Source organism: Mucilaginibacter sp. (assembly GCF_028288225.1).
Lineage (GTDB): Bacteria > Bacteroidota > Bacteroidia > Sphingobacteriales > Sphingobacteriaceae > Mucilaginibacter.
The window spans coordinates 35,231-56,212 of the sequence record NZ_JAQBOC010000008.1 but is presented as its reverse complement, the minus strand read 5'-3'; the positions used below and the strand labels follow the sequence as shown (position 1 = coordinate 56,212).

Annotated in this window: 22 protein-coding genes; 11 read left to right on the top strand and 11 right to left on the bottom strand. The window is 38.3% G+C overall.

The features are described from left to right. Nucleotides 1-49: 49 nt before the first annotated feature. Nucleotides 50-1,117, top strand: a complete 1,068-nt coding sequence (locus JWQ54_RS02635) for a glycosyltransferase family 2 protein (RefSeq protein WP_299579767.1) — start codon at nt 50-52, stop codon at nt 1,115-1,117. Here JWQ54_RS02635 and JWQ54_RS02630 read toward each other — a convergent pair. Together JWQ54_RS02630 and aroQ are read right to left on the bottom strand one after the other, a co-directional pair. Beyond that, on the bottom strand, nt 1,086-3,623 hold the full coding sequence (locus tag JWQ54_RS02630) for a mechanosensitive ion channel domain-containing protein (RefSeq protein WP_299579764.1): 2,538 nt from the start codon (nt 3,621-3,623) through the stop codon (nt 1,086-1,088). The two genes, JWQ54_RS02635 and JWQ54_RS02630, sit on opposite strands and share 32 nt — an antisense overlap. Nucleotides 3,624-3,644: 21 nt before the next feature. Continuing rightward, nucleotides 3,645-4,064, bottom strand: coding sequence for a type II 3-dehydroquinate dehydratase (gene aroQ / locus JWQ54_RS02625; protein WP_299579761.1), 420 nt, complete (start codon nt 4,062-4,064; stop codon nt 3,645-3,647). A 38-nt stretch (nt 4,065-4,102) separates the two neighbouring features. Here aroQ and xerD point away from each other — a divergent pair, with 38 nt between their 5' ends. Beyond that, nucleotides 4,103-5,002, top strand: coding sequence for a site-specific tyrosine recombinase XerD (gene xerD, locus JWQ54_RS02620; protein ID WP_299579758.1), 900 nt, complete (start codon nt 4,103-4,105; stop codon nt 5,000-5,002). 52 nt (nt 5,003-5,054) lie between these two features. On the opposite strand, the gene prmC is transcribed toward xerD, so the two are convergent. Beyond that, nucleotides 5,055-5,924, bottom strand: coding sequence for a peptide chain release factor N(5)-glutamine methyltransferase (gene prmC, locus JWQ54_RS02615; protein ID WP_299579755.1), 870 nt, complete (start codon nt 5,922-5,924; stop codon nt 5,055-5,057). Between the two features lie 33 nt (nt 5,925-5,957). Here prmC and ribD point away from each other — a divergent pair, with 33 nt between their 5' ends. From ribD to JWQ54_RS02570, 9 genes are all read left to right on the top strand, one after another. Next, nucleotides 5,958-7,004 (top strand): bifunctional diaminohydroxyphosphoribosylaminopyrimidine deaminase/5-amino-6-(5-phosphoribosylamino)uracil reductase RibD, encoded by a 1,047-nt coding sequence (gene ribD, locus JWQ54_RS02610; RefSeq protein ID WP_299579752.1) that lies wholly within the window; start codon nt 5,958-5,960, stop codon nt 7,002-7,004. A gap of 83 nt (nt 7,005-7,087) precedes the next feature. Then, nucleotides 7,088-7,981, top strand: a complete 894-nt coding sequence (locus JWQ54_RS02605) for an EamA/RhaT family transporter (protein ID WP_299579749.1) — start codon at nt 7,088-7,090, stop codon at nt 7,979-7,981. After that, nucleotides 7,981-8,595, top strand: coding sequence for a YigZ family protein (locus JWQ54_RS02600; RefSeq protein WP_299579746.1), 615 nt, complete (start codon nt 7,981-7,983; stop codon nt 8,593-8,595). The genes JWQ54_RS02605 and JWQ54_RS02600 overlap by 1 nt, the downstream gene beginning before the upstream one ends. A 108-nt stretch (nt 8,596-8,703) precedes the next feature. Beyond that, on the top strand, nt 8,704-10,050 hold the full coding sequence (gene mgtE / locus JWQ54_RS02595; RefSeq protein WP_299579743.1) for a magnesium transporter: 1,347 nt from the start codon (nt 8,704-8,706) through the stop codon (nt 10,048-10,050). 85 nt (nt 10,051-10,135) lie between these two features. Next, nucleotides 10,136-10,447, top strand: coding sequence for a nucleotidyltransferase family protein (locus tag JWQ54_RS02590; RefSeq protein ID WP_299579740.1), 312 nt, complete (start codon nt 10,136-10,138; stop codon nt 10,445-10,447). 44 nt (nt 10,448-10,491) lie between these two features. Next, nucleotides 10,492-10,764 carry a DUF86 domain-containing protein gene (locus JWQ54_RS02585; protein ID WP_367187075.1) on the top strand — a complete coding sequence of 91 codons (273 nt, stop codon included), beginning with the start codon at nt 10,492-10,494 and terminating at the stop codon, nt 10,762-10,764. A gap of 25 nt (nt 10,765-10,789) precedes the next feature. Next, on the top strand, nt 10,790-11,818 hold the full coding sequence (gene bioB / locus JWQ54_RS02580) for a biotin synthase BioB (RefSeq protein ID WP_299579737.1): 1,029 nt from the start codon (nt 10,790-10,792) through the stop codon (nt 11,816-11,818). Between the two features lie 28 nt (nt 11,819-11,846). Beyond that, nucleotides 11,847-12,038 carry a hypothetical protein gene (locus tag JWQ54_RS02575; protein ID WP_299579734.1) on the top strand — a complete coding sequence of 64 codons (192 nt, stop codon included), beginning with the start codon at nt 11,847-11,849 and terminating at the stop codon, nt 12,036-12,038. A 189-nt stretch (nt 12,039-12,227) separates the two neighbouring features. Then, complete coding sequence (locus tag JWQ54_RS02570) at nt 12,228-12,371, top strand: hypothetical protein (protein WP_299579731.1); 144 nt, start codon at nt 12,228-12,230, stop codon at nt 12,369-12,371. A 46-nt stretch (nt 12,372-12,417) separates the two neighbouring features. Here the strand turns inward: JWQ54_RS02570 and JWQ54_RS02565 are convergent, their stop codons facing one another. The 8 genes from JWQ54_RS02565 to JWQ54_RS02530 form a co-directional block, all read right to left on the bottom strand. Continuing rightward, nucleotides 12,418-12,939, bottom strand: a complete 522-nt coding sequence (locus JWQ54_RS02565; RefSeq protein ID WP_299579728.1) for a DUF4251 domain-containing protein — start codon at nt 12,937-12,939, stop codon at nt 12,418-12,420. Nucleotides 12,940-13,050: 111 nt separating this feature from the next. Continuing rightward, nucleotides 13,051-14,934, bottom strand: coding sequence for a molecular chaperone HtpG (htpG, locus tag JWQ54_RS02560; protein ID WP_299579725.1), 1,884 nt, complete (start codon nt 14,932-14,934; stop codon nt 13,051-13,053). A gap of 129 nt (nt 14,935-15,063) precedes the next feature. Beyond that, entirely contained in the window at nt 15,064-15,723 is a 660-nt protein-coding gene (locus JWQ54_RS02555; protein WP_299579722.1) for a PepSY-associated TM helix domain-containing protein, read from the bottom strand. After that, nucleotides 15,713-17,239 carry a DUF2271 domain-containing protein gene (locus JWQ54_RS02550; RefSeq protein ID WP_299579719.1) on the bottom strand — a complete coding sequence of 509 codons (1,527 nt, stop codon included), beginning with the start codon at nt 17,237-17,239 and terminating at the stop codon, nt 15,713-15,715. The genes JWQ54_RS02555 and JWQ54_RS02550 overlap by 11 nt, the downstream gene beginning before the upstream one ends. A gap of 141 nt (nt 17,240-17,380) precedes the next feature. Then, entirely contained in the window at nt 17,381-17,749 is a 369-nt protein-coding gene (locus JWQ54_RS02545) for an NADPH-dependent FMN reductase (protein WP_299579716.1), read from the bottom strand. 41 nt (nt 17,750-17,790) lie between these two features. Beyond that, a complete protein-coding gene (locus tag JWQ54_RS02540; protein WP_299579713.1) occupies nt 17,791-17,922 on the bottom strand; it encodes a hypothetical protein in 132 nt (43 codons plus the stop codon). Between the two features lie 105 nt (nt 17,923-18,027). Continuing rightward, the gene (locus tag JWQ54_RS02535; RefSeq protein WP_299579711.1) at nt 18,028-19,386 is read right to left on the bottom strand and encodes an ATP-binding protein; all 1,359 of its coding nucleotides are present in this window, start codon (nt 19,384-19,386) and stop codon (nt 18,028-18,030) included. Further along, a complete protein-coding gene (locus tag JWQ54_RS02530; protein WP_299579708.1) occupies nt 19,376-20,731 on the bottom strand; it encodes a sigma-54 dependent transcriptional regulator in 1,356 nt (451 codons plus the stop codon). The genes JWQ54_RS02535 and JWQ54_RS02530 overlap by 11 nt, the downstream gene beginning before the upstream one ends. Nucleotides 20,732-20,982: the final 251 nt, after the last annotated feature.

The following is a 20,982-nucleotide window of genomic DNA, read 5'->3' as shown; positions in this document are numbered from 1 at the left end:
ATTTAACTAATGAACAAATAAACCATTGAACTTATGAACTAAATTATAAATGAGTTATACACCCAAAGTTGCCGTAGTTATATTGAATTGGAACGGCATTAAACACCTTCGCGAGTTTCTTCCATCAGTATTATCGTCAATATATCCCAACCTTGATATTATTATCGGGGATAATGCATCAACTGATGGCTCTGTTGAGTTTATTAAACAAGAGTATCCATCAATTCGCATTATTGAGAATGATGATAACTATGGCTTTACGGGTGGATATAACCGGGTGCTGGAACATGTTGAAGCCGATTATTACATTCTGCTTAATTCTGATGTGGAGGTTTCGCCTGGTTGGATCCAACCTGTTATTAATTTAATGGAAAGCGATCTGCTAATTGCAGCCGCAGCGCCAAAAATACTGGCATATAATCAAAAAGATCATTTTGAGCATGCAGGTGCTGCCGGTGGCTTTATTGATCGCTATGGCTATCCTTTTTGCCAGGGGCGGATGTTTTATGAAATTGAGGAAGATAAAGGCCAATACGAGCAATCGGGTGAGGTGTTTTGGGCTACCGGCGCTGCATTATTTATTAAAAAACATTGCTGGCATGAAGCAAGTGGTTTTGACGATCGTTTTTTTGCTCACATGGAAGAGATTGATCTGTGCTGGCGCTTAAAAAATATGGGCTATAAAGTAATGTACTGTGCCGAATCTGAAGTGTTTCACCTGGGCGGTGGTACATTAAATGTGGAGAACCCGTTTAAAACTTACCTCAACTTCAGAAACAACTTATTGCTGTTGCAAAATAATCTCCCATTTTGGCGCGCTGTATTTGTGATAAGCATCCGCATTTGGATGGACCTGCTGGCATTACTTCGCTTTTTAACAGAGGGCAAGCGCAAAGATGCCTGGGCCGTTAGCCGTGCGCATCAAAACTTTGTTTTAAGTCTCTTTAAAAGACAGCATCAGTCTATAAAAGATAAAAGGCCAAAAGTAACCGCAGCTGATTGTACACTGCCAACCGTAAATTGTAAAAAAGGCATGTACAAAGGCAGTTTAGTATGGGAATTTTTTGTAAAAAAGAAAAGACACTTTACTGATCTTGATCCGGATCGCTTTTATTAAGATCGTTCTTAATATCCATTTTACTTTTTTTCTCTTCTGTTTTTGTTTCCAGCATTACCGCAGGCGCGCCTTCCGGAAAATGTAAATACAAATCCTTTTGCGTTGAAGGTATTGCAATGTTCTCATTTCTGAATGCATCGAAAATATCAGCTAACACACGGCTCTTTAATTCTGAAACCGTACCGATATCGGCGGCCCAGAAAAACAGCTTGAATTCTACGGCACTTTCGCTCACATTATTCAGGAACACAGAAGGGCCGGGAGTGGTCATAATATCATCCCGTTTAATCAATAGATCCTTCAACAGCTCTTTAACTTTGTTAATGTCTACACCGTAGGCCGTATTAATTACCAGGCCAACCTGGCGATAGCTGTTACTTAATGTCCAGTTTATTACATGGTGCGATATCAGGTCGCCGTTAGGTATGATAACTTCGGCCCCATCACCCGTTGATACTTTACTTGACCGGATTCCGATTTCTTTCATGGTTCCTGAAACACCGTCTACCTCTATAACATCGCCTATTTGGATAGGCTTTTCAAATGCCAGTATTAAACCTGATACCAGGTTGTTCACAACATTCTGCAAACCAAAGCCAATACCCACACCGAAAGCACTAATAATTATGGTTAATTTTTCTAATGGGAAACCTGAAGCAGCAACAGCCAAAAGAAAACCCAATGAAAAAACTCCCATCCTGATTAAAAGGGTAGAGGTGCGGTTTTTCTTTTTAGCTACTGATAGATCATTAACACGCTGGGCCGAAACATCATAAAAATAACTGACTATTCTTGATACTATAGATGACAGCCAGATAACTGCTATAAAAATAACAAACCCGCCAAAAGTAAAGGAGGCATCACCAACACTGCGTGACTGACTTAACAGATCGCTAAAGTAATCACGGGCCCAATCGTCAATATTTAAGTTCTGAAGTAAAAAGAAAAGCCATACCAGTGAAGCTAAAGTGATAAGTGTACTTCTGAATTTTTTCTGGACAACTGTATAATCTATCCAGTTTAAAATGCTCTTCTCATCACTTTTAACCTGGAATTGCAAAAACAAACCCTGGATAATTACCTGCACCACGAAAAAAAGGATAATTAAAAACCATAAGTTAAAAACGGATGTTACACCAATTATTTTTGCCAAACTGAACCTGCCTGTTATATTACATAACAACGATAAAAATTGCAATGCAATAAATATTTTGAGTGCCGGTGTTGTATTTGGAAGATGATTATCAGGAGATTTTTTAATTTCTTTATAAAACGAAAAGCTTATTATGAGCGAGGCAATGCTTAATAACAAAATAACATATCTGTCTACATTTGAAATTTGGATGAATAGGTTGCTTGCCCCATAAATAATGGTGAGCCAAAATAACCGGTGTAAAAAGGTGAAATAGTGGCGTTCAAAATCTTTTTTCACCAAATACAGCGATAAAGTAATAGATACTAAAAAGAGCGTTTCCAGGAAAACTATAGGGGGATGATCATAAAAATATGGGATTATAGCTACTGCAAACAATAATGAACCTGCAATAGGGTGCTTGTAGATATAATTAGCTTCGTTTAGTATGGTTTCAGGGTTTTCATGATGGCGAAGTGTTTTTCTCCTTACATAGAATATCCAGGCAAATACCAGGCCCAGGAACAATACTCCCAAATAATGAGTAAAAGTTTCGTTCTTTATAAAATAGTTAAAAAGTATTTTATTAAGCCTGATGGTACTGTTTAATGCAGCTTTGAAATCATTATACTGTAGTTTTGTATTCCATATATAGTCAGATTCTCCATTTATAGCCTTTATTGCAAATCTCTTTATTTTTGAATCTATCTGGTCAGTTTCATCCAGTATTTTAGTGTAAGCAACGGCAATTTTATCCTGTAGAAGATTAACTTTTAGCAAATTGGCACGGTTAACAGAATCGGTTTTACGAAACAGACTAAATACACTTTTTCGATGTGCAAAAAAAGCTTCCCTTATTAAGCTATCAGCCGGAACAATTTTCAGCGAGGTATCTTTAGTAAATTTGATGAGCTCTTTTTGGTTTTGAATTAGTTTTGTACTAACATCTTCCAGGTCAGACTGCCAGCCTTCTATGTCACCCTGCATATGATCAAGGTTGTCTCTTAATACAAATAAATAACGTAACGTGCTTGATTTATGAGTGTTAATAAGGCTATCAATTCTATTGATCCTTTTTATAACCGCCGGAAACCCCTGGCTTATATCGGCTGTGTCAATACCTTCAGCCAGGTTATTATTTATCTGGTTAAACGTAGTTGTATACTGCTCAATTCGTTGTGAAAGGCTGTTTATTGAAGTATCAGACTTGTTAAATGAACGCAATAATGAATCGCGTGAATGCATTTTGCGTCTTTCAGTTTCTCTCTTTGCTGTTTCCGGCTTTTTCTTTTTATCCTGGGCAAGCCCCTCATACGATGAAAAAGCAGTCAATAAAAATATAATTAGCGGGGTTAACTTAATTATTTTGCGCATGCTGGGCATTTTGTACAATTACTAAATATTTATAAGGTTTTCAATAGCCAAACGATAGGAATCCATCCCGAAACCGGCAATAACGCCTTTACAACTTGCTGCCAGCATTGAGTGATGCCTGAACTCTTCGCGTTTATAAACGTTTGAAATATGCACCTCAATAACTGGTGATTTTATAGCAGCAATAGCATCGGCAATGGCAATGGATGTATGGGTATAGGCGCCAGCGTTTATAACAATCCCATCGTTAACAAAACCAACTTCGTGAATTTTATTTATAATTTCGCCTTCCACGTTGCTTTGATAATAATCAATTGCAACAGATGGATAACGTTTGCGAAGCTCGTCAAGGTATGTTTCAAAATCAGTATTTCCGTAAATTGATTTCTCGCGTACACCAAGGAGGTTTAAATTAGGGCCGTTTATAATTTGTATCTTCATCTGTTCAAACTTAACTAAAAACATTAAAAAAAATCAAATTGGATTGGCGTTCGGCAATAAAAGGTTTTCAATCTTATTTAAAATTGGAAAAATCACTGTCGGGGAACTCAATTGAGGCCTATAGCAGAGATATAGAAAAGCTATTTCAATTTGCTAACAGGGAAGACTTTAAAGTAAATCCTGAAAATATAACTTTAACCAATCTTCGCCAGTTTATTGTTTGGGCAGCGGATTTGGGCATGATCCCTTCCTCACAAGCCAGGATCTTATCGGGCATAAAATCATTTTATAAATATCTTTTAATGGAGGATCTTATAAAAAGTGACCCCTCTGAATTGCTTGAATCACCCAAAATACAGCGCAAATTGCCGGATACTTTAAGTTATGAGGATATAAATAAGCTGATAAATGCCATAGATCTTTCCAAACCCGAAGGCGGGCGCAATAAAGCAATACTTGAAGTGTTATATGGCTGCGGACTGCGGGTTTCGGAGCTAACCGAGCTTAAATTATCCAATCTTTATTTAGATATTGAGTTTATTAAGGTAACAGGAAAAGGCAGCAAGGAACGATTAGTACCAATAGGCGGATCGGCAGTACAAGCGTTAAAGATCTGGATAGAAAATATTCGCGTACACATCTCCATAAAAAAAGGGGAAGAGGACCGGGTCTTTTTAAACCGACGGGGAGCGAGGCTAAGCCGGGTGTATATATTCATGGTAATTAAGCAGTTAGCGGAGCTTACCGGAATAACTAAAACAATCAGCCCGCATACCTTCAGACATTCATTTGCCACTCATTTGGTAGAAGGGGGCGCCGATCTGCGTGCTGTGCAGGAAATGCTGGGTCATGAGAGTATTACTACTACCGAGATTTATACCCATTTGGACAGGGAGTATTTAAAGGGAACTATTATACAGTTTCACCCCAGAAGTTAATTTTTTGTGATTTCACTGATATTGGGAATTATTTCACCGATTTTAAAAGTTATTAAGGAAGCTTAAACTGTGCCTTGATCATCCTGTCCCTGCCACTCATGTCCTTCCTTAACTCAATGTTTTTAAAGCCCTTATCAGCTAATAGTTCGACAGTTTCCTTGCCATAACTTTCATTGATCTCGAAAAATAATAAACCATCCTGGGTTAGGTGAGCAGCAGCATAATCAGCAATTGCCTTATAAAATATCAATGGATCATTTTCCGGAACAAACAAGGCGGTATGCGGTTCAAAGTCTGTTACGTTGTTATGCATCTGTGTTTTGTCATGCAGGGTAACGTAGGGAGGATTGCTGATGATGATATGAGATGTGAGATGCGAGATATGAGATTTTGGACTTAGTATGTCATCTTCAATAAACTCAATATCAAGCTCATTAAATTTTGCATTTGATGTTGCTGTTTGCAATGCATCAGCAGAAATATCTATAGCAGATACTTTAAAATTTGGCAGATTCTTTTTCAGGCTGATAGCAATGCACCCGCTACCTGTACCAATATCCAATAAACTGCCAACTACCAACTGCCTACTGCTAACTGACCCAATCACCCATTCTACCAATTCTTCCGTTTCAGGCCGGGGGATCAGCACGGATGGATTTACATTGAAAGGTAGACCATAAAACTCGGTTTTCCCTAAAATATATTGGATCGGCTTTCCCGTTTTTAATTCATCAAGGATACTCTTTAGCTTTTCGACTTGTTCAGAAGATATTTCGTCTTCAGGAAAGGCTTTGATCTTTGCTTTTGATACATTGCATATTTCACTGACTGTCAATAGCGTTATAGCACCTAGCTCATTTGCATCGTATACCTTATCAAGCCCTTTCTTATAACCAACAAAAACATCCTTTATAGTTTTCATGCAACAAAGTAACATAAAAGCTACTTTTGCAGCATGGTGCAACACGAAAAATATATGCAACGCTGTATTGAGCTTGCCGGATTGGGTATTGGCGCCGTTAGTCCTAACCCAATGGTGGGTGCTGTTGTTGTATTTGATGATAAAATAATAGGAGAGGGCTACCACCATAAATATGGCGAAGCACATGCCGAAGTTAATGCTATTGAACAGGTTATCAATAAACATCCCAATTCATCCGAACTATTAAAACAGGCGACCATATATGTTTCATTGGAACCTTGTGCGCATTATGGCAAAACACCGCCCTGTGCCGATCTGATCATCAAGCACCAGATCCCAAAAGTAATTGTTGGCTGCCGCGATCCATTTAACCAGGTAGATGGCAAAGGGATTGAAAAATTAAAGGATGCAGGCATTGAAGTTGTTGTTGGTGTTTTAGAGAAAGAATGCCAATGGCTTAACCGGCGTTTTTTTACCAGGGTACAAAAGCACCGTCCATACATCATTCTAAAATGGGCACAAACTTCCGATGGTTTTTTTGCGCCTGATAATAACAGTCAGCATTGGATAACCGGTATTGAATCCCGGAAGCTGGTACACCAATGGCGCAGTGAAGAAGATGCTGTATTGGTTGGAAAGAACACCGTTGCAACTGATAATCCACAATTAAACGCCAGATATGCACAAGGCCGATCACCAAAGCGGGTTGTGATTGACAGAAAACTCGAATTAAACCAAAACTTAAATGTATTTGATCATTCTGTTGAAACACTGATATTTAATGAACTAAAAACTGATATTGAAGGTAAAAACAAGTATATTGCCCTTGAAGATTTTGACAGATATGTACCCCAGTACATTTTATTTCAATTATATCTTCAGGATATCCAGTCGGTAATTATTGAAGGTGGCGCCCATACATTAAATAGCTTTATTGAAGCAGATTTGTGGGATGAGGCCCGTATTTTTACTGGTGAAAAGGAATTGAAAAAAGGAATAAAAGCACCGGCTGTAATAGGGAAAGTAACCGGTGAATATTCATCAGGGAAAGATAAAATATTAATGTTAGTGAATAGTTGATTGAGTTAGATTAGGTTGATTAAGTTAAAAGACATAATCAGCCACTCATCTAATCAACTTATTCAACTCAATCAACCAACCCAATGCTCTACGTTTTTTTAAGTATCTGCTGCAGTGTATTCGTATCAATAATGTTAAAGCTGGCCAAACGCTATCATATTGACGTTTACCAGGCCATCACGTGGAATTACAGCATGGCTATTGTTTTAAGCTGGCTATTTTTAAAACCGCAATTAGGTAATCTTAGCGATGCGCCATTATATTTATACGGGCTACTGGGCTTACTATTACCCTCATTATTTGTAATACTTGCCGCCTCGGTAAAAGTAACCGGTATAGTAAAGACGGATGTTGCTCAACGTTTATCTCTTTTTATCCCTATACTGGCTGCATTTTTGTTTTTTAATGAAACCCTTAACTCCATTAAGCTAATTGGATTAATTATAGGTTTTGCAGCAATCATATGCCTGATACCCTGGCAAAAGCACGCTCGTAATAACCGGGAGAATAAAGCACTGGCCAGCTCATGGATCTATCTGTTAGTTGTGTTTATTGGGATGGGCATTATTGATGTTTTATTTAAGCAGGTAGCCCTTGTTAAGCAAATATCGACAGGTACATCTCTGTTCATTGTTTATTCATTAGCGTTTGCAATAGCGCTTATTGGTTTGTTATACCAGGTTATTAATAAAACAATGCGGTTTTCGTGGCCCCATATTTTGATCGGCTGGGTGTTAGGGATTGCCAATTTTGGGAATATCCTGTTTTATATAAAAGCACACCAATCATTGGCTAAAAATCCATCAATAGTGTTTTCATCTATGAATATTGGCGTTATTATAGCCGGTACGTTTATTGGGGTATTTGTTTTTAAAGAGAAGCTGAGTTTATTTAATAAAATAGGCATCCTGTTAGCCTTACTGGCTATCACAATTATTTATTATCCGCAATTATTTACCAAGCTGTTTTCTCATTAATGCTTTTTGACGACACTTACCGTACTATTGAAAAACCCTCGGAAGGTTTATTTCGCGATCGTGGCAGCAAATTCCTTGCCTTTGCCTACCCGGTAAACAGCGAAGCAGACCTAAAAAATAACCTTGCACAGTTACGCTCCGAACATCCAAAGGCAAATCATCATTGCTGGGCTATGAGGTTGAGTATTGACCGTTCTGTATTTCGCCTGAATGACGATGGGGAACCATCGGGGACAGCCGGCAGGCCGATTCTGAATACATTATTATCACACGATCTTACCAATCTTGCAGTTGTGGTTGTCCGTTATTTTGGCGGGACATTATTGGGTGTACCGGGGTTGATAAATGCCTATAAAATGGCAACCGAAGAAACGTTGAAACAAGCTATAATTATTCAAAAAACAGTAAATGATATTTATACTATTGAATTTGATTACCTGCAAATGAATGATGTAATGCGGATAATTAAAGACGATGGATTAACAATAATTAACCAGGCTTTTGATAACAATTGCAGCATCCGGATTTCTATCCGCAAAATACAGGTTAATCAAACCCTGTCAAAATTAAGTAAGTTGAATGGGGTAATCACGAAGTACGATCACACAATGTAGAGACACAATATTTTGCGTCTGTAATGTATTATTTGTTAGGCGTGTCAATTGGTCTAAATCTTCAAATTATAAGTTAGGCAAATAAATAAATATGTATTTTAGTCGCATATGCAATCTTTTGAAATAGATAAGTCTGATCTCTTACGCATCGAAACCGCGCTTGCTGGTGATGATGCTGAATTAGAGCGTGTTCTGAAAGAATACCACGCTTCGGAGATTGCTTTGCTATTTGAAAAGCTCCCGCAGGAAGCAAAAGAAAGGATCATCAATATTCTCCCAACCGACGTTGCATCAGAAGTAATTTCCGAAATGCACGAGGAACAGGATCCGGGTGAACTGCTTATTGGCCTTCACCCTGAAAAACGTTCGGAGATTATTGAGGAACTGGATTATGATGATGCTACAGATATTATTTCACAGCTTGATGAAGACGAACAGCAGGAAATACTGGAAGACCTGGATCAGGATGATGCTGATAGCATCCGAGCATTATTAAAATATGATGAGGATACTGCGGGCGGATTAATGAACTCCGAAATTATTAAGGTGAACATCAACCTTGATAAAAAAGATGCCTTGGAGGACATCATTCGCCAGTCGGAGGAGATGGAGGAGTTTTATACAATTTATGTGGTTGATGATGCCGATATTTTGCAAGGTATTTTGTCGATTAAATCTATCCTGAAAGCCCGTCCTGATGCCCATGTGCGCGATTTGGTAAATACTGATTTTGTTTATGTTAAAGCTGATCTCGACCAGGAAGATGTGGCCGGACTGATCTCTCAATATAATCTTACAACTATTCCGGTTGTTGATGATAATATGAAGCTGCTGGGCCGTGTTACGGTTGATGACATCATCGATGTAATGGAGCAGGAGAGTACCGAAGACATCTTGAAGATCTCCGGTGTATCAGAAGACGAGGAACTGAGCGGTAACTGGAAAGAAGCGGTAAAAAGCCGTTTGCCATGGCTGGTTATTAATCTTGGCACGGCTTACCTGGCTGCTTCAGTTATCAGGCACTTTGATTCCACAGTTGAGCGGCTACCGGCAATTGCAGCATATATGACCATTATTGCGGGAATGGGTGGCAACGCGGCGACCCAGGCGCTGGCTGTAACTGTAAGGCGTATCTCATTAAGTGATTTAAGTGACAAACAAGCATATAATGCGGTAATAAAAGAATTTTTGGTAGGCATGCTTAACGGTGCAGCCAATGGTTTGATAGTTTTCTTTGTAGCTTTGTTTTATGATGCAAACCCAATGCTTGGGTTGGTGTTATTTTTAGCAATGACCGGCAACCTGATAATTGCGGGCTTAACCGGGGCTTCAATTCCGTTGGTGTTAAAAAGAGTAGGGATAGATCCTGCTGTGGCATCCTCTATCATTATAACTACCTTTACTGATTGTGCGGGTTTTTTACTGCCTTTATGGTTTGCGACTAAACTTTTATAATACATTAATAAGAAACAAAGGCTTTATTGTAAATTTGACCTTATTGAAAAATAAAGAGCTTAATAAATTTAAGTAGATTTAATATATGTTACACGCAACATTACAATCGAAATTGCCACAGGTGACAAAGTTGTTCAAGGATCACAAAATAAAAAGCGCCTTTGCCTTCGGATCTGTTGTGAGTGATAATTTTGATGACGAAAGTGATATTGATTTACTTATCAATTTTGAAGACGGATTAGAGCCTTTGGAAAGAGGCGAGATCTGGTGGGATTTACATGATTCATTAAGAGCTGTTTTTAACAGGGAGATCGATTTAGTTATAGAAAACTCTTTAAAAAATCCTTATTTTATTGAAGAGATAAATGAGAAAAAACGATTGATCTATGCTGCGTGAAGAAAAGAAATATCTTTTTGATATACAAATCGCTTTAGAGAAGATTGAAGCCTCTATTGGTAATATTTGAAAGCTTCAGACAGAATATGATGCTTCAACAAGCAATAGAAAGAAATCTTGAAATTATTGGAGAAGCTGTAAACTGTTTGCTCAAAATAGATCCTGAAATAAAAATTACGAGTGCACGCAGAATGGTTGATACCAGGAATAAAATAATCCATGGTTATGATGAAATACAGCCGGAACAGATCTGGAATATCATTATTAACCATTTACCACTATTAAAACAAGAGGTTGAAGGCCTTTTGGATAATTAGCCCTTATATAATAAATTATAAAATAATGACCGAAGTAAGATACAATTGGACAAAAGAAGAGATTGCTGAAATATATCACAGGCCCTTGTTAGACCTGGTTTACGAAGCTGCTTCTGTGCATCGTGAAAATAAAGACTATTCAGAAGTACAGATCAGCTCCCTGATATCTATAAAAACCGGGGGGTGCCCTGAAGATTGTGCTTATTGCCCGCAGGCCGCCCGCTATAATACGGGTGTTGATGTGCATGCTATAATGCCTAAGGAAGAGGTTGTAGCTGTAGCCCAAAAGGCTAAAGACGGTGGCGCATCAAGGTTATGCATGGGCGCTGCATGGCGCGAGGTACGTGATAACCGTGATTTTGATAAGGTGATTGACATGGTTAAGGCTGTAAACGAGCTGGATATGGAAGTTTGCTGTACGCTAGGCATGCTTACCGAGGCCCAGGCCCAACGTTTGGCCGACGCGGGCCTGTATGCTTATAACCATAACCTTGATACATCAGAAGATGATTATAAACGCATTATTACCACACGTACTTATGATGATCGGTTAAAGACCCTGGAACATGTACGTAAAGCTAAGATAACAGTTTGCAGCGGTGGTATTATAGGCTTAGGCGAAACTATTGAAGACCGCATCTCAATGCTTAAAACCCTTTCAACTTTACCCAAACATCCGGAGTCGGTACCTATTAATGCTTTGGTACCGGTACAGGGAACGCCGCTGGCGGATCAGCCAAGGGTATCTGTTTGGGATATGGTACGCATGATAGCCACAACCCGCATAATTATGCCAAAAACTGTGGTACGCCTTTCAGCAGGCCGCACAGAGATGAGTTTGGTTGAGCAGGCCTTTTGTTTTATGGCAGGTGCTAACTCTATTTTTGCAGGAGAGAAGCTGTTAACCACACCAAATCCATCATTTGATACTGATATGGCCATGTTTGACTTACTGGGATTGAAGCCAAGGAAGGCTTTTAAGAACGGAAGACCAAGTAATGTTGCTGAGATTAAAGAAGTTGTAGAAAGTAAAATATTAAGTGTAGAGGTGTAACTATTATATCTCTACATTATATTTGATCATGAAACGAATTAAAATAAACACCACTTTTGAGGAAGATGAAGAAGAGCAAAGACAATTTTTTGCAGGTCTTTCCTATGGTGAACGTTTAAGATATTATTTTAAGCTTCGGGACATGACTAACTTTCACAAAGACAAATATCCTAAAGGAAAGATATTTAAGATATATCATTCACATGAAGAATCTCAATAATTATAATACGGCCTTAGTTGGGCGGCATTATAATTATTAAAAGTGTAAATTGGTTTGTTTTAATCCTTATAACGATTTACAGAATATGTAACCTTTAACAGGTTAAAGGCAGCTGCTATAAAAATGACTAAAGGGCCTTTTATGTTCGAGGCTTTTTTAGGCTCCTAAAACTTTAAAGAAATAAAAGGGATGAGTACGGAAGTTGTTTTTCTGTATTCTTATAAATTAAGGTTTCCGTTTAGCCTGTTCAGTAAATTTATAAGGGTGAAATTGCAGGGCGATGTAAAGAAAAGGCTTATCGACCTTAAAAGCAATATTGAGGCAGCGCAATAAATAAGTTAACTTTTACAACCCTTACAACCAACCTGTTACTTTCCCATTACTTCTTTGCTTTTCGCTCTTCTATATCACCGTTAAAAGATATTGGATCGCGGTTGTTGCAGAGAACTTGTAACGAAGCATAACCGTTGGTTGAAACATTCACCCTTAAATATCTTACGTCTTTTGAACCCTGGTTGCCTGCATCTTTAGGAGTTATAGTGATATTATAGCTGCCATTTTTAGCCTGCTTTGTAGTGTAATCAAAGTTTGTTGAAGTAAATTTAACGCCACCATCTGTAGGATCAATAGGGGCAACGGTAACCCTTCCATAATATGGCAAATAGGCCGTTACCGTATCTTTAGAAACTATTACATCATAACCATAATCTAATGATTTTGAATTACCTCTTTGCGGGATTACATAAGTTGCCTTAAAAACATAATGATGGGCATCAAGCAATTCTTTTATTTTGGCAGCCTTAGTTGCCTGTTTTTCTTTTTTTGTGGTTTGAGCGCTGACAATATTTATAGTGCCTGATAAAATTGCCACTGTAAAAAATATCTTAATTAAACTTTTCATAGCTGATGATTTTAACGAAAAATATCTTAGTCTAAGATACGACATAAAAAGTTTATATAAAATAAAAAAGCCGCTCATTCAGAGCAGCTTTACTATTTTATTGAGTAGAAATTATATCAGGTTAACACTGCGGTTAACAAATTCAGTAAGTTCGGCACCGGTCAGTAATCCCTGAGATAAAAGAGCAAGGTCAAACGCTTGTTTTGAAAGTGCTGTTTGTACTTCTTCGTTTTCTTCCTGCAGTATCCGGCTTACTAATTTATGGTTACCGTTAATTATTACTTTGTAATTATCAGGCATGCTGCCATAAAATCCCATGCCGCCGCCCATAGCAGCCATTTCTTTCATCCGGCGCATAAACTCATCCATCGTTACGGTTACTGGCAACTCATCCGGATTTAAGCTTTCCAGCTCAACTTTGTAGGCAGGCTTATTTATCGCTTTATCAAAGATCTCCTTAACTTTTGTAGCCTCTTCTGCAGTAAGCACATGATCCAAAGCATCTTCTTTTTTGATCAATTTATCTGCAACATCAGCATCCACGCGTTTAAATGATGTTTTCTCCAGTTTTTGCTCTAAATGCCCGATAAAGTGATTATCGATAGGCGAGTTCATCAGCAAAATATCATAACCCTTTTTATTGGCCGACTGTATGAACGCATCCTGTTTAGCCGGATCATTGGTGTAAATGTAAACCAGCTGACCGTCTTTATCTGTTTGCTCAGGTTCAACTTTATCTTTATACTCGTTTAAAGTAAAGTTTTCCTTTTTAGTATTGCTTAGCAGAACAAAGTCTTTTGCCTTATCATAAAATTTCTCTTCGCTAACCATACCATATTTTACAAAGAGGCCAATATCTGTCCACTTTTCTTCAAAGGCTTTACGGTCGGTTTTAAATAGTTCTGCCAATTTATCAGCTACCTTTTTAGTGATATAGCTGTTTATCTTTTTAACACTGCTATCAGCCTGTAAAAAGCTGCGGGAAACATTCAAAGGAATGTCCGGCGAATCAATAACTCCATGCAGCAGCATTAAAAACTCAGGTACAATGTCTTTTACCTCGTCAGTAATAAATACCTGGCGCGAGAACAGTTTGATCTTGTTTTTCTGGATCTCAAAATCATTTTTAAGTTTAGGGAAGTAAAGTACACCGGTTAAATTAAACGGATAATCAACATTTAAATGGATCCAGAACAATGGGTCTTCCGAAAACGGATAAAGCTGCTTGTAAAAATTAAGGTAATCCTCATCTTTTAGCTCAGCAGGGGTTTTAGTCCAAATTGGGTTAGTATCATTAATAATATTATCAGTTTCTACTGATTTATATTTTGGCTTGCCTTCTTCGTCAACACCATCTTCTTCTTGCTGTGTATTTGTGCCAAATTTGATAGGCACAGGTAAAAACTTGCAATATTTGTCAAGGATCTCCTGTAAGCGGTGCTTGCTTAAAAACTCTTCCGAGTCTTTATTGATGTGCAGGGTTATTTCGGTACCTCTTTCAGCCAGGCTACCCTCGCTTATCTCAAATTCAGTACTGCCATCGCAGATCCAATGTGCAGGTTCAGCGCCTTCCTGGTATGATAATGTTTCAATTTCAACTTTATCAGCTACCATAAAAGCAGAGTAAAAGCCCAGGCCAAAACGACCGATGATCTCGTTGGCATCTTTTGCTTCCTTAAACTTCTCTACAAACTCGGTAGCTCCGGAGAAAGCTATCTGGTTAATGTATTTTTTTATCTCTTCGGCGGTCATGCCCAAGCCGTTATCAGAAATGGTAATGGTTTTTGCCTTTTCATCAAAAGAAACCTCAACGCGTAAATCGCCAAGCTCACCGTTATATTGCCCTAATGAACTTAAGCGTTTTATTTTTTGAGTAGCATCGATAGCATTTGATACCAATTCCCGCAAAAATATCTCAGTATCTGAGTATAGGAACTTCTTAATTATCGGGAAAATATTTTCGGTATGGATCGAAATTGTGCCTTTTTCTTGCATAATTTATCTGGTTATGAAAATTAATGTTTTAGTGTCATCACCACACATCAATGCCTGTTCCAAAGAATGTAATTTGTCAAATTGGCAGAGATAAAATCTTTCAAAAAATATATTATTCGTTTTTGGCTTTTAACTCACTAAAAAATGATACACCGTATAAAGTATTGCTAAACCAAGAAGAAATAACAATAAGCCTTTAAATCGCTTTTTCTTCATAAAGCACAGCATAATAATGCCTGTGAGGGATATCATGGTCATTAATATGGCGGTAATATCTATCACAATACCCCAACTTTTTCCTGCATCACGACCTTTGTGTAAGTCATTTAGTATGGCTACCAGTCCAAAACGTGTTTCGGTAATTTTATATTCGCCAGTATTACGATCAATATAAGTGTCAGCTGCATAACCGGGGCCGTTAAACGAAACAGAAACATCTCCATCATCAATTCTAAAGTCGCTAACTTTCCCTGTTATCCCATTAGTTTTGCGTAAAAATTCAACAATATTCAATTTGTCGATGGCAGACGTATCTTTGGTTTTAACCCATTTTAAGTTCATTTTTCCGGAATGTTTTTTTATTAAGGGTTTATTCCCAAACCAATCAGCATGGTTAAGGGTAAAGCCCGTTATAGCAAAAAACAGCACGATTATAAAACTTACCATTGAAAGGTAAATATGCAGCCATCGGGATAGCGAAACCGTTCGCTTTTTCAATATCGATTTAGGGTGTTTTTCCGTATTTGCCTTACCTGGTAACCCATTACCTGAGATCTTATTATTGGGCATCTTTTGGTTTTTTTCTATAATCTAATGAGGCTGATGCGATTTCGGTATTGCCTTTTAGCATGATTTGTTTGAAAGTATCTGAAAAGTCCATTTTCTGTTCCATCAGTTGGTAAGTGCCGTGTTCACGCGCAGCTTCAATATAGATAGTATAAGTTCCACGACTTACAAGTTTGCCATTATCATCCTTTCCATCCCATTTTAATGTGTATTTCCCGGGTGAACGGGTAGCGCTTGACGTTGAGCTTATATTGTTATTAGCATCCATAAAAGTTTGGTAATATGTATTGTACCAGGCATGCATATCATCCAGATAACGGGGCTTATTATACCATATTGCAATATTGCGCACAGGCTTTTTGAATTTATCAACTACCCAAACAGCAACATAAGGCCTGTGAATCCTAAAGCCTTCTATTTGGGCAAGCTCAAGGTTAATAAGCAATTCATTATTAGGATCCCAGGTATTACCTTTTTGCTGCATCTCGGAGTTTACAGTTATAGATCTTGCAACAGGAACTTCAATGCCCTTCCACCCGTTGCTTTCTATGCGCTGTCCGTTATTTGTAATTATAAGATATTCAGCACCGGGAATAGTTGACGCAAGCCTGGCACTTTCCTGCGGAGTAAGCACACTAAAAGCAGTAGCAAGTGCACCCGCATCAGTGGCATTGAAGGCAACTACTGTAGAACTGATCACATTATCAGCTGGCATACCTGTACGCGGATCAACGATATGTGAGTACCATTTACCATTTATCAATTCTCCACGCCTATAGTTACCGCTTGTGGCAATTGTTTTATCATCAAGCGTCACTGTTGATATTGGTGCATCATTTTCAGCATCAGCTTTTGGGTCGCTAATTTGTATCTGCTCTTTGTGATCTCCTTTTATCACAATATCACCGCCAATGTTTAATACAATAGCGTCTATATTTCCAGATGACAGGGCTGCATCGCAAGCTTTATTGATTATAAAACTTTTTGCAAATGAATTGAGCATCAAGGGTGCATTATCCAATCTTTCAGCAGTATGGTTAATAGCATCAAGTTTGTAATGCGTTTGTTTTACTAACGTTACCGCTTGTTCTATCTCTGCTTTTGTTGGAATTTGGTTGCGGCGGGCAGAAGCTTTCCATAACTTTCCAATTACTTCGACTGATGCATCTAACGCTCCGTTAGTGCGTGTACGCCATTCATCAAACAGGTTTAATACCGCAAATAATTCCGGTGAAACAACAATTGGCTTAGCTGGGGCCTTCATCCATTTACTAAATTCACTTTGTTGATTATATCCGCTTAATATTTTATCCAACCTGTCTATTTCATTTATAGCCCTGGTTTCAGCTGTTGCAGCATCAGTTGCAGACGAAGTAAAAACCTTTATCTGGAGAGAGGTGCCCAATACATTTTCATAATTATTAACAAAGGCCTGTGTGTTTTTTAATGGAATTTTGTTTGCACTGCTACATAAAACAAACAAAAGACATCCTGCTAATATCCTGGGAATAAATTTCATTTTTTTAGGATTAATATTTTAATTATGTATCTCAAACATAAAATTTCGCCAATTAGCGTACTTATCTATAAAAATAAGATTGAAATTTGAAGGAAAACTGAAATTGAAGCCTATTATTGAATAATGTTTAATTTCAATTCCTTATGTTAACTCAATCCTCCGTAACAAAGTATCAAAAAGATCTTTTAACTTTCTTTCTGTTTCGGCATCAATGATATTTCCCGCAGGATCCATTTTTGAGCGGATGAAAGATATAAGCAATGTGGTGCTTTCCGACAAATTTACATCTATAGCGCCCAATAGTTTTATTAAGGCCGGATGAGCATTTTCTCCGCCCGTTGATGCCGTAATTAAAGCGGTTGGTTTACCTGAAAAGGATCCGCTTGATACTGTCCAGTCCAAAGCATTTTTAAGCTGCCCGGGTACACCATAGGCATATTCGGGTGTACAAATGATGATTGCATCAGCATCTTTTATAAAGCTGCGTAATTCAAAAACAGGTTCAGCCACCCGATCGTGATCATTCCCCGGGTCGAAAGGTGGAATAAGGGCTAAGCTATCATAGTAAAAGCTATATCAGATGGAGCCAGCTTCTTTAAAAAGTTAAGAATAGAATGGTTTGATGAACCTGACCGCAAGCTGCCTGAAATAGCAAAAATGCTCTTTTTTTTAGGTAATTGCATCCTTTATAAATTATAAATACAACACTACTTCTTAAATTTACAACCAGGTCTGCTTTTATGAAATATGGTGATAATTGACGTAAAGCCAGCCCGGATCTTATCACATTACACGCTCGCCGGACTAAACTGCAGTATAAATGATGACCCTAAGCCATCTGTTGATTGTACCTGGATATTTCCTTTATGCAAGAGCATAATTTGCTTACATAAGCTTAATCCAATGCCGCTGCCTGTTTTACGGGTACTAAAAAATGGGATGAATATTTTATCAAGCAATTCGGTAGGCATGCCTAAACCGTTATCTGTAACTTTTACCAGCGTTTTACCATTATTTAAAACCTCGGCTGAAAGGGTTAATAGCGGATGTTCCCTGTCTTTCACCGCCTCAATGGCATTTACCAAAAGGTTTATAAGCACCTGCTCAATCAGGTTAAGGTCAGCTTCAATAGCAAGGGCCGGATCGCGCAAAATTATTTCCATGTCAATATGCTTCTTCTCCAATGTTGGTCGCATCAGCCTGTTAAGTGATTCGAATAGGTTACGTACCAATATTTTAGTAAGATCAAGCTTGGTGATTTTATTAAGGCTGCGATAACTCTCTGTAAATTTAAGCAGTCCTTCGCTGCGCCGCTTAATGGTATCAATCCCTAGTTCCAGGTCTTCCAGTTGGCTGCTTACAGGGCTGTTAGCAATTTCCGGACTTTGCAAACGATTTTTAAGAGTGTCGGCCAGTGAAGATATTGGCGCTACAGAATTCATGATCTCGTGCGTCATTACATTCAAAAGCTTTTGCCATGCCTTTGATTCTGTTTCGTCAAGGGCTTCGCTAACGTTTTGGAACGCAATCAGCTTATAAATTTTCTCTTCACTCCGCATTACGCTGGCAGTAACTAATATTTTAACCAGTTGCTGATTGCGGGTAATGGTTAGTATTTTACTGTCGCCTGGTTTAAGCTTAATTATCTCGTGGTATAAAACCTCCTCGCGTTTTTCCAGTGAATGGACGGTTTTGAGATAGGGGACACCTATCAATTTTTTAAAGGCCTCATTTATCCACCCTGTTTCGCCGCTTTCCTGTTCGTACGACATAATGCCGGTATCAACCAGTTCCAGAATTTTTTGCAGGTAATGATATTGCGTTTCCCTTTCACGGCTGATTAGCTTAAAGGTCGTGTTAATATCATTAAAACCTTTACGGAGCGGTTTAAGCTCATTTGGCGCTTTTCGTACATCAAAATGGCGTGAAAAATCGCGGTAATGGATAGATTCAACAAACTGGCTCACTTCATCCTGCGCTTTTTTCTGGAAGCGGATAAGGTCGAGAATATGGTATGCACAAAGTGGTACAGTTATCACCAAAAACAGCATGGGGCCTTGTATTACAAGTACCGATGATACGGTAAGGGTAATAAACATTAATATTACACGCAGCACCAGCCGCCATTCGTAACGGTTAAATATCATATTTGCTCAATCTGCGGTATAATGCGGTACGGGTTAAACCCAATTCTTTTGCTGCCCGTGTAATATTGCCATTGTGTTTCTCAATAACACGCAAAATGGCATTTTTTTCAAGTGTGCTTAATGGCACATTGTCATCATCTACAACAACTTCACCAGGCGTTTCAAGTATGGAAAATATAAGATCGTCAGGCCGGAGTATATGATCATCTGCCATTATCACAGCGCGCTCAATAGTGTACTGCAATTCACGCACATTGCCCGGATAGTTATATGACTTTAATTTTTGAACGGCGGCAGCATCAAAATCAACCGATGGTTTTAAATATTTGCTGGCATACAATTTTGCAAAGTGACGGGCTAATATTACAATATCTTCATTACGCCTGCGTAAAGGCGGCATGTTAATTTCAACAGTATTTATACGATAGATCAAATCCTTGCGGAAACGGTTTTCATTTGCCAGCTCAGACAATGGCAGGTTAGTGGCGCAAATTAACCGAATATCAATATCAACGGCTTTGTTGGTGCCCAGCCTTGTAACCTGCCGGTTTTGTAATACGGTTAACAACTTGGCCTGCTGCTGTAGTGAAATATTTCCAATTTCGTCCAAAAACAAGGTGCCGCCCTGTGCATCTTCAAACCTGCCGGTACGATCCTCGCGGGCATCAGTATATGCGCCCTTTTTATGCCCAAAAAGTTCACTTTCAAACAAAGTATCTGTCAATGCACCAACATCCACTTTAATAAATGGCTTATCAGCCCGTAATGACCGTTCATGAATAGCCTTAGCCATTAGGTCCTTACCTGTTCCGTTTTCGCCCAAAAGCAATATATTGGCATCAGTAGGGGCTATTTTATTTACTTTATAAAAAATGTCCTGCATTACATCCGAGTCACCAAGTATAGATGTATCGCCGGCCGTGTTTTTTGCAGATGTCTTAACAGTTTTAACCCCTTCCTTTTTATCAAGCAGATCTTTAATGGTATCAATCAGCTTTTCATTATGCCAGGGCTTAACAATAAAATCATTGGCACCCTCTTTTAATGAACGTACTGCCAGATCAATATCGCCATAGGCGGTTATCATAATTACGCAAACCGCAGGCTTCCATTCTTTAATTTTGCGCAACCAGTATAAACCTTCATTACCGGTATTAATAGCGCTGTTAAAGTTCATATCAAGCAAAACAAGATCAACCTCGTTACGCTGAAGCAGCCAGTTAAGGTTTTCGGGGTTCTTTTCTGTTATAATTTCCTGGGCCTCGGTTTTAAGCAAAAGCTTAACCGCCGTAAGTACGTCAGGATCATCATCAACAATTAATACTCTAGCTTTTTTTAGTATCATTCTTTAGTTAGTCATTGGTCATTGGTCAATAGTCATTAGTTGTTCCAAGCGACTGTTGCCAATAATACTATATTTATCCGTAAATGTTATAATTTTATACTGTCAGTTATTATAATACTTGTTAGTAACAATTTCTATGCTAAAAGCTGTTTGGACAATAAATATGGGTAATAAATTGCTATTTGAAAATTATAACTTTACATATACTTCAATAAACCAATAAACTACATGAACAGGCAGACTAATGACAA